The 8,918-nt window shown below is 72.1% G+C and carries 6 protein-coding genes and 1 pseudogene; 5 read left to right on the top strand and 2 right to left on the bottom strand.

Features of this window, described 5'->3' with window-relative positions; all coding sequences use genetic code 11:
* Positions 1–272: 272 nt before the first annotated feature.
* Positions 273–1,679 carry a tyrosine-protein kinase domain-containing protein gene (locus FNH05_RS24760; RefSeq protein WP_186382718.1) on the bottom strand — a complete coding sequence of 469 codons (1,407 nt, stop codon included), beginning with the start codon at positions 1,677–1,679 and terminating at the stop codon, positions 273–275.
* A 559-nt stretch (positions 1,680–2,238) separates the two neighbouring features.
* On the opposite strand from FNH05_RS24760, the gene FNH05_RS24755 reads away from it, so the two are divergent.
* The gene (locus tag FNH05_RS24755) at positions 2,239–4,842 is read left to right on the top strand and encodes a winged helix-turn-helix domain-containing protein (protein WP_144591107.1); all 2,604 of its coding nucleotides are present in this window, start codon (positions 2,239–2,241) and stop codon (positions 4,840–4,842) included.
* A 330-nt stretch (positions 4,843–5,172) separates the two neighbouring features.
* A complete protein-coding gene (locus FNH05_RS24750) occupies positions 5,173–5,367 on the top strand; it encodes a 4-coumarate--CoA ligase family protein (RefSeq protein WP_144591106.1) in 195 nt (64 codons plus the stop codon).
* Between the two features lie 22 nt (positions 5,368–5,389).
* On the opposite strand, the gene FNH05_RS24745 is transcribed toward FNH05_RS24750, so the two are convergent.
* The gene (locus FNH05_RS24745; RefSeq protein ID WP_246127928.1) at positions 5,390–6,628 is read right to left on the bottom strand and encodes an MFS transporter; all 1,239 of its coding nucleotides are present in this window, start codon (positions 6,626–6,628) and stop codon (positions 5,390–5,392) included.
* Between the two features lie 79 nt (positions 6,629–6,707).
* On the opposite strand from FNH05_RS24745, the gene FNH05_RS24740 reads away from it, so the two are divergent.
* The 3 genes and pseudogenes from FNH05_RS24740 to FNH05_RS24730 all read left to right on the top strand — a co-directional run.
* Positions 6,708–7,253 carry a TetR/AcrR family transcriptional regulator gene (locus FNH05_RS24740; protein ID WP_144591105.1) on the top strand — a complete coding sequence of 182 codons (546 nt, stop codon included), beginning with the start codon at positions 6,708–6,710 and terminating at the stop codon, positions 7,251–7,253.
* A 354-nt stretch (positions 7,254–7,607) separates the two neighbouring features.
* On the top strand, positions 7,608–8,024 hold the full coding sequence (locus FNH05_RS24735) for a hypothetical protein (protein ID WP_246127927.1): 417 nt from the start codon (positions 7,608–7,610) through the stop codon (positions 8,022–8,024).
* Between the two features lie 2 nt (positions 8,025–8,026).
* Positions 8,027–8,918, top strand: a pseudogene (locus FNH05_RS24730) (PPE domain-containing protein); the annotation flags it as partial.

Below are 8,918 nucleotides of genomic sequence, written 5' to 3'. Positions count from 1 at the left end.
GGCCCCCTCCGCCGCCGGCGATGGGGGCTCGGATCGCAGGTGCTTCCCGTGCTGCTTGCCCCCAACAATGAGTTCTGCGCGTTTTTCCCGGCGCGCCTCGGCGGAATGCGCCGGTGATCCGCGCGCTCGAAGGTGCCGTTGGAAGATATCACCGGGCGCGCGTGGTGCCGAAGCGGAAAGCGCCATATCACCCGTTCCGGTCGTGGATCTCGCACAGTCCGGTCCCGGAGTGCGAGTGAATCGGTTTTCGGCAGCCTGACAATTACTGGGGCTCAGGAATGGGTGCGCGACTTCGGGGCCGAGGGAATCACGTCGAGCGGGACGGTCCCGGTGATCCGGCCCACCGACGGCTCGGGTGCCTGCTCCGGGATGCGCACGGGAGTCTGCCCGGGAGGCTCGGGCGCCATGGTGAGCACGGTGCCGAACAGTCGGACGCGGCCCGCCGCGAGTGCGAGCAGCGCGCTCTTCACCTGGTGCCGGGTGGTCCGGCCGTGGGCGACCACGAGCAGGACACCGTCGCAGGCCGCGCCCAGCACGGCGGCGTCGGCCCCGGCGGGCACCTCGGGCGCGTCCAGCAGCACCGTGTCGTAGCGGCGGCGCAGCTCGGCAAGCAGGTCCGCCATGCGCCGCGAAGCGAGCAGCCTGGCCGGATCCGGCGGGAGCGGCCCGGCGGGCAGCACGTCGAACACGGCCGATCCGCTCCAGGTGCGCAGGGCCTGTTCCAGCGCGACCTGGCCGGTGAGCACGCTGGTCAGGCCCACCTCGCCGCCGCCGACGCCGAGATGGTCGAGGGCGTGCGGACGCCGCAGGTCGGTCTCCACCAGCACGACCCGCCGTCCGGTCCGGCCGAGGGCGACGGCCAGGCCGCACAGGGTCGTCGTGCGGCCCGAATCCGGCAGCGCACCGGTCACCAGGACCGCCTTGCGGGGCCGGTCCACGTCGACCAGGTGGAGCGCCGTCCGCAGCGTGCGGAAGGATTCGGCAAGGCCGGGCCGCCCGGGGCCGGCGAAGGACGGCGGCTCGGACGCGGCGGGGTTGTGGGGGACGGTGGCCAGGTTCGGCGCGCCGGTCAGCCGGGTCAGGTCCCCGGCGCCGGTGATCCGCCGGTCCAGCGCCTCGCGCACGAACGCGGCGAGGACACCGGCGAGCAGTCCGAGCAGCACCCCCAACCCGAAGTCGACCAGCGGCCGTGGCTGCGTGGCGCGGGTGGGCAGCGCGGCCGGTTCGATGACCGACGCGGTGACCGGCGGGGAGGTCTGCAACTGGGTCACCAGGCGCGTGAGCGCCCCCGCGGCGGCGTCGGCGAGAGTCTTCGCGCCCTGGGGAGTGGCGTCGGTGGCCGTGACCGAGAGCAGGCTGGTGCCGGGCCTGCTCGACGACGCGAGCTTCGCCGAAACCGCCGAGGCCGGCTCGTGGAGGCCGAGCTGGTCGACGACCGCCTGTGCCAGATGCTGCCCGCCCGCCAGCCAGGCGAAGGAGTTGCGCAGCCGCTCACCGCCGACGCTCCCGGCGCTACCGTCCGTTTCCCCCGGAGAGGAAAGGTAGAGCGTCGCCTGCGCCGAGTATTCGGGTGGTACGACACGCGTGACGGTGGCCGCGGCGGCCACGCCGACCAGCAGTCCGAAGAAGATGATGCGCCAGCGCTTCCGTGCCACGCGCCGGCAGTAGTACAGGCTCACGGCACCTCCGGCCGCTCGTAGTCCTGAGTTCGGGTCTCCTTGGCGCCCGGCGGGATTCGCCGCCGGGCGGGACGAGTCTGGCACGCCTTCGGCGGGGCCGCCCCGTTGTCACCGGATCGAGGACGTGTCCGGATCCGTGTCAGGGCAAGGAGAAAAGTAGAGAGACCGGCGGCCGCCACTTTGGGGGCACGGGGCGGCCGCCGGCCGTTCTCGCGAACCGGCGCGGCCCGCGGGTCTGATGGGGCAGGCGGAAAAATGCAACTGCCGTATCGATCTTTGAATCGTGTCCCAGCGGCCCGCGCCTCGGCTCCTCCGGCCGGGGTGAACGAGGATCCTTGTGGCAGAACACCCTTCGCGTGCTACCTCACAGGGGTGAGGAGAGCCATCCGGACGGAGGCAAGCGCGTTTATCCCTGTGCTGCGCGGTGAAATACGGGTTGTGCGCTCACTCGATTGGGGCGAACTGGCCGTTTCAGTACTGGGTCGGCCAGCGGGCGCGTGAAGTTCTCATAGCCTGATTCATCGTGCTGCCCGGAAGGAGACCGGCGATCAAACCAGTCGTGCCCGCGCCGAAAATCACGGTGCCGCTGCCGCCTCGCGAAGTCGTGGTCCGCCCGCGACCGCAGGGCATGTTGCCGTCTCCCGGTACCGACACCGACGATCCGTTGGTGACCGTGCTGACCGCGCCCGCCGGGTTTGGCAAGACCACCCTGCTTTCGGGCTGGGTCCGGGAAATGCGGCGGGTTTCCGCGCCCGGATACGTGGCCTGGATGAACATCGACGAATCCGACGACGATCCCACCACCCTCTCCCTCGGCATCCTCGCCGCGGTGAGCCGCGCGGTCACCGCGGGCAACGGGGAAAGCCTTCCACAGCAACGGATCAGCGAAAGCGCTCTGGTGGCGCAGCTGGCTGAGATAGTGGACCGCCAGCACGACCGCGTCTGGCTCGTGCTCGACGACATCCACCACCTTCGCCATCCCGAGGCACAGCACGTGCTCACCATGGTGCTGCGCCTGATGCCCCGGCAGCTGCGGCTGGTGCTGTCCGGGCGCCGGGAGCCCGCGCTCGAACTGCACCGCCTGCGCGTGGCCGGGCGGGTCCGCGAGATCCGCGCCGCGGACCTCGCGTTCGCCCGCGACCAGGCCGAGCGCGCCGTGTCCCGGCTGGGCGTGCGGGCTTCCGGCGCGGAACTCGACCGGCTGATGACGATCAGCGAGGGCTGGCCCGCCGCGGTCCGGCTGGCGGCACTGGCACTGGGGGAGACCGGCGACGGCGCCGGCGCGCTGGAGGTGCTGGTCTCCAGCGACCGCACGGTGACGGACTACCTCGACAGCGAGGTCCTGTCCGGGCTGACCGAGCCCGAACTGCAGATCCTGCGAGCCACGTCGGTGTGCGAGGAGTTCGGGGCGGGACTGGCCGTCGCGCTGTCCGGCCGGGAGGACGCGCCCGCGGTGCTGGAAGGGCTCGAACGGTTCGACGGGCTGGTGTCGCGGACCGGCGAGGACCAGTACCGCCTGCACCCGTTCGTCCGCGCGTACCTGCGTGCCCACCTGCGCCGGCACGCGCCGTCCAGCTATGGGAAGCTGCACGCGATCGCCGGGCACTGGTTCGCCGACGCGGGGGACGCGGTGGCCGCGGCCCGCAACGCGGTCCCCGCCGCCGACACCGAACTCTCCGCCCGCGTGGTCAGCGAATTCGGCCCCGGCCTGGTGCTGCGCGGTGATCTCGCGCTGCTGCGGGATCTGGCGGACACGCTGCCCGCGTCGGCCGCCGGGCGGCCCCAGGTCGGGCTGGTGCTGGTGCTGCTGGAGCTGACCGGGGGCGAGCGGGCCGGGGCCGAGCTGCGGCTGGCCGGGCTGACCGAGGCGCTGGAGGCCTGCGACGAGCCGCGCGTGCGTGACCTGGAGGTCATCGTGCGCACCCACTGGGCGAGGCTGACCGGGCATGTGGTGCCCGCGATGACCGAACTGGACGAACGGCTGCCCCGCATGTCGGGCACCGATCTGCTGGTGCTCGCCCTGGTCAACCGCGGCACGGCGTTCTTCTGGCTGGGCCGTCACGAGGGCGCCGCCCGCGATCTCGAGCAGGCCATGCGCATGGCGACGGCGCACGACTACCCGTTCGCCGTGCTGCACTGCCTGAGCCAGCTGTCCGGCGTCGCCACCGCCAACGGGGACTTCCCGCGCATGCGGACCCTGGCCGAGCAGGCGCTGGAGTTCGCCGGGCAGCACGGACCGGCGCTGCGGGCGGCCTGCTGCTTCCCGTACACCATCGCCGCCTGGGCGGCCTACCAGTTCCTCGAGTCGGAGAAGGCCAGGACGATGGCGGCGCGCGGCATCGAGCTGCTCGGTCCCAACAACGACCGCACGGTGGAGATGTGCGCCCTGTCGGTGCGGGAGGTCATCGAGTTCGAGTACGGCGAGGACCCCCACGCCGCGCTGGTGCGGCTGCGTCGGCACTGGTCCACGGTGGGGCGCACCGAACCGGTGCAGCCCGCGCTGGTGGCCTACGAGGCGCCGGTGGAGCAGCGGATGGCCCTGCGGCTCGGCCGTGCGGACTGGGCCGCGGAGGTCGAGCGCCGCGCGTCGACCTGGCTGGGGGATTCGGGCGACGTCCAGCTGCTGCGGGCCCGCATGCACTTCCACTACGGCCGGGTGGCCTCGGCGCGGGCCCAGCTGGAGAAGATCAACCAGGGTGAGGTCCGCTGCCACGTGGTGTCCACCCGGATCGAGGCCTATCTGCTCACCACCCTGCTGGCCCACCGCGCGGGGGACGCCCGCGCCGCCGACCGGGCGCTTCGCGCCGCCTTGGAGCTGGCCGGGCCGCGGCGGGCGTTCCGCCCGTTCTACGACGCGGGCCCCGAGATCCGCAAGCTCCTGGTGCCGCAGATCGGCAGGCTCGGCCGTCTCGACCAGTTCGTGGCCGAACTCGTCGAGGCGATCCCGGCCGCGGCACGACCGGCCGACACCGCCGAGCTGACCCCGCGCGAGGTCCAGCTCCTGCGCGAGCTGCCTTCGCTCGCCACGATCGAGGAAATCGCCGCGACCCTGTACGTTTCGGTGAACACCGTGAAGACGCACCTGCGCAATGTGTATCGCAAGCTGGGCGTCACCTCGCGGCGTGAGGCGGTGATCATGGCGCGGCAGCGGGGGTTGCTCTGAACCGTCGCGCGTACGCGGGGGGTGAATACCGCGCCCCGTCGCGCCGTGGTGCGCCATTTCCCTGACCCGCCAGTAGGTTCCCGGCACGTTTCACTCGACACGGGGGAATGTTTCGGCTCGAGTATCCGGTTCGCGCGCGGCATTGTATTCATGGTTAGTCGTCGAATTCCGGCGAAGAGCGGAGTTATTCCTTGGGAGTGGGGAGAATCCGTGTCCGAACCCGCGCGAACGACCGCCGTGCCCGACGGCGGGGAATACGATAGCCCTTCCTTTCCGGGCGCCCTTTTCCTGGCCCGCCCGCGGCCTCACGTCGGCGGGGAGGCCCGCCGCATGGCCCACGTCTTCCGGGTGCCACTGGGCCGGGTGCCCCTGCTGACCGCGTGCTGCGGTTTCCAGATCCCGCCCGCCGACGCCGAACTGCTCACGCGGCCCGCCGGGATGCCCTGCGAGCGGTGCCTGGTCCTGGCGGCGAAGCAGACCGAGGCGGGCCAGGTGCCGGAGCCCCGGCGGCCGCGCCTCGGCTGATCACCTCGCCGTGCCCGGCGTTTCAGGCTCGGGAGCGGCGGAGTTCCCTGGCGGCGAGGGCCGCCAGGGCGAGGACGATGACGGCCAGGCTGTAGACGATCGCCGTCGGCCGCAGCCCGGTCGCGGTCGTGGCGAGGCCCGCGGCCACGGCGGGCAGGCTGAAGGCCAGGTAGGCGATGGTGTAGGCCACCGCGAACAACTCGCCCCGCTCGGCGGGGCCCGCGAGCCGCGCCATCGTGCCGAAGGTGGCCAGGGACGAGGCGCCGAACCCGACACCGGCGATGACGGTCCCGGCGATCCCCGCGGCGAGTCCCGCGCCGGCCATCCCGGCCAGCGTCACGGCCGTACCCGTGGCGAGCAGCAGCGAAGCGGGACGCAGCAGGCGCAGGGCGGGCACGCGCCGCAGCGCGAAGGCGGTGACGGCACCGGTCCCGCACAGCACCGTCACGACCAGGCCCCCGGCGAGGTGGTTGTGGAGGCCGAACAGCGTTGCGGCCACCGACGGGCCGAGCGAGAGGTAGAGTCCGCCCAGCGCCCAGCTCGCCACCAGGATCGGCACGATGACCAGCACGTCGCCCCGGAGACGGGCGGGGATGCCGAGCCGGGGGGCCAGCGACGCGGCCGCGCCGGGCCGCCGGGGCGAGGTTTCCGGCAGCAGCACGACGACGATGGCGGCCACCAGCATGCCCGCCAGGAGCAGGGCGAAGACCAGATGCGTCGGGGCGGGCCCGTACTGCACCAGTGCGCCGCAGCCGAGCGCCCCGAGCGCGAGCCCGCTGATCGGGGCGACCCCGTTGACCACCCCCGCCCGTGCCGGTGCGTGCGGCGGGGCGAGGTCGACCAGGGTGGCGCCGAGCGTGGTGGTCGCCGCCCCGGTGGCGATGCCCTGCAGGACCCGGGCCAGGAACAGCGTCCCGACGCCGTCCGCGGTCAGGAACAGCAGGAGGGAAAGCGCTTCCAGCAGCAGGGCGGCGGCCAGCACCGGTCGTCGGCCGATGTGGTCGGACAGCGCGCCGAGCACGAGCAGCGCGGCGATCAGCCCGAGCACGTACACCGCGAACACGGCGGTGAGCGTGGTCGCCGAGAACCCCCATTGGTGCTGGTAGACCACGTAGAGGGGCGATGGGGCGCTGGAGGCGGCCAGGAACAGGACGACGATCGCCGCGATCCCGCCGAAGGCGGCGGCGCGGGGAAGGCGTAGGCGGGCGGCGGTGGCGGGGAGGACACCGACCGGAGCTGACGCCGAGGATGACTCGGTCACACGCACTCCTCTTAACGCAGTGATCAATGCTTTAGTGGCAGCATACCTAAACGCAGCGATCAGTGCGATAATGTTCCGCATGTCGGTCACCAACACCAGGCCCGGCGGCCGTTCTTCCCGCATCCGGGCCGCCGTCCACCGCGCGGTGCGGGAACTCCTGGCCACCGAACCCGCGGAGGCGCTCACCCTGCCCGTCGTCGCCGGGCGGGCCGGAGTGCACCCGACCACCCTCTACCGGCGGTGGGGTTCGCTCGCCGACCTCCTCGCCGACGTGGCGACCAGCCGGTTCAGCGGGGACATCGTGGTACCGGACACCGGCTCGCTGCGGGAGGACCTCGTCCGCTGGACGACCGACGTGGCCGCCGATCTCACCGATCCGGACGTGCTGGCGCTCATGCGCGCCGCCGTCGGTTCGGGGACGCAGGGCGGCTGCGCCTGCGCGGCCGACCGCCACGCCCAGCTCGCCGCGATGCTCGATCGCGAACGCGAGCGCGGCGGCGACCCGCCGGAGGTGGGCCGGGCCGTCGACGCGCTGCTCGGCCCGCTGTACTACCGGGCCGTGTTCACCGAACACCCCGCCGAACCGGGCTGGGCGCGGGAACTGGTGGACGCGCTGCTGCGGTGAGGGGCCCGGGAATTCGCCCCGGCTTCACCGTCCGGCAACGGCGGAGGGGAACAACGTTGTCCTCGTCGTGGTTGACTGGTTCGAGCGGAGCAAACCGGTAGACGAAGCCTCGGGGGCAGGTGTGCATCGGCTTTTCCCTTTCGGGCAACCCTTCTTCCCTTGCGGACACCGCCGCCTTCCCTGCCCGTGTGCCGGTGTCCGCGCCGGTGTACCACCGGTAGGCTGGCGTGGTACCGAGGAGGCTCGCCTGTCCGCGCGCCTGGCGGTGGCCGCGGTCGCCACCGTGACCACCGGTCGCGGGCAGCGGTGGGCTCCGGACGTTCACCCGAAATCCCGGAGAGGTCTTTCCAGCTGATGAGCGAGGAAGTACAGCCCGATATTCGCGTGTTGGCCCCCATGCGCGCGCGAACGGCGCTCAGCGGCGCGCAGCTCAAGGTGCTCGCCGCCAGCGGTGGTTTCGCCGTCGACGAGACCACCGGTGACCAGATGATCCAGGCACTGGAGGGGGTGGTGGACACCCTCAACGCCCGGTGGTCGGCCCTGCAGCGGCTGGGTGAGGCGCCGCCGATGAGCACCACGGCCACCGCGCAGTGGGTGTCGAACCACATGCAGAGCACCGGCACCGACGAGCGGGGTCTGCTGACGCAGCTGCAGCACGCGCGCGCCGAACTCCCGGAGTACATCGAGGCGATCAAGCTCGCCAAACGGAACTACCGGTCCCGCGACGAGGAAACCCAGCACACCCTCACCCAGTTGCGTACGGAGGTCTGACCGTGACAGAGTCCACTCAGGACGGTCCTTACTACGACGTCACCACGGACCCGTCCTCGCCCTACTACCAGGAACCTTCGAGCTGGGATACCTCCTCGGGCGACAAGATCCGCGACGAAGCGACCAAGCTGGTCGACTACGAGATCGCCCACGGCTGGCTGGGCAAGGCCGTGGACCCGCGCCTGCGCAACGAGCTGATCCAGAAAGTCTACCTGCAGCGCATCGACGAGGCACGGAAGGGCCTCGGCGACGGGCTGGACCTGCGGCAGCCCGGCACGCCGCCCACCACCGACTGGGCCAACGCCTCGCACGAGCAGATGCAGCAGGCGATCACGCAGAACGCGAACTCGGCCACCGTGGCCGAGTCCTCGGAGGAATGGGTCCGGGTCGGCGACGAGCTCACGCAGCACCAGAAGACGCTCTCCGACGCCATCGAGGCCAGCGAGGCGAACTGGCAGGGCGCGGGCGGGGACGCCGCGCGGAAACACCTGTCGGAGATCGGGAAATGGCTCGGCCAGACCGCGCAGGGCGCCACGCTCACCGGGCGGCAGCAGGAGATCCACTCGCAGGTCCTCAACGAGACCCAGCGGAAGATGGCGGCCAACCCGCCCGTGCAGTTCGACGTACGGGCCGCCAACGCGCAGTTGATGCAGTGCACCAGCCCGGTCGAGTACGCGGTTCGGGTGTCGCAGGACCTCCAGGTCATGCAGGCGCAGCGGGTCGCCCGTGAGCATGCGGCGCAGATCATGACGCAGTTCGACCAAGAGATCGGCTCGGCGGTCGCCACGCCCGAATTCCCGGCCCCGCCGGCACTGGCGCAGACCAGGGCGGCTTCGGTCTCGGGGGGCGGGGCGGCCGGTTCCGGTGGCGCCGGTGGCGCGAGCACACCGATGC

Origin of the sequence: Amycolatopsis rhizosphaerae, assembly GCF_007713715.1 — a bacterium.
Lineage (GTDB): Bacteria > Actinomycetota > Actinomycetes > Mycobacteriales > Pseudonocardiaceae > Amycolatopsis_E > Amycolatopsis_E rhizosphaerae.
This window is presented reverse-complemented; position numbering and strand designations above follow the sequence as displayed.

Excerpts from the sequence above, each read along its gene's own strand:
- FNH05_RS24735 (WP_246127927.1), top strand. The coding sequence starts at position 7,608 with ATGAGCGAGGAAGTACAGCCCGATATTCGCGTGTTGGCCCCCATGCGC.
- FNH05_RS24750 (WP_144591106.1), top strand. The coding sequence starts at position 5,173 with ATGGCCCACGTCTTCCGGGTGCCACTGGGCCGGGTGCCCCTGCTGACC.
- FNH05_RS24740 (WP_144591105.1), top strand. The coding sequence starts at position 6,708 with ATGTCGGTCACCAACACCAGGCCCGGCGGCCGTTCTTCCCGCATCCGG.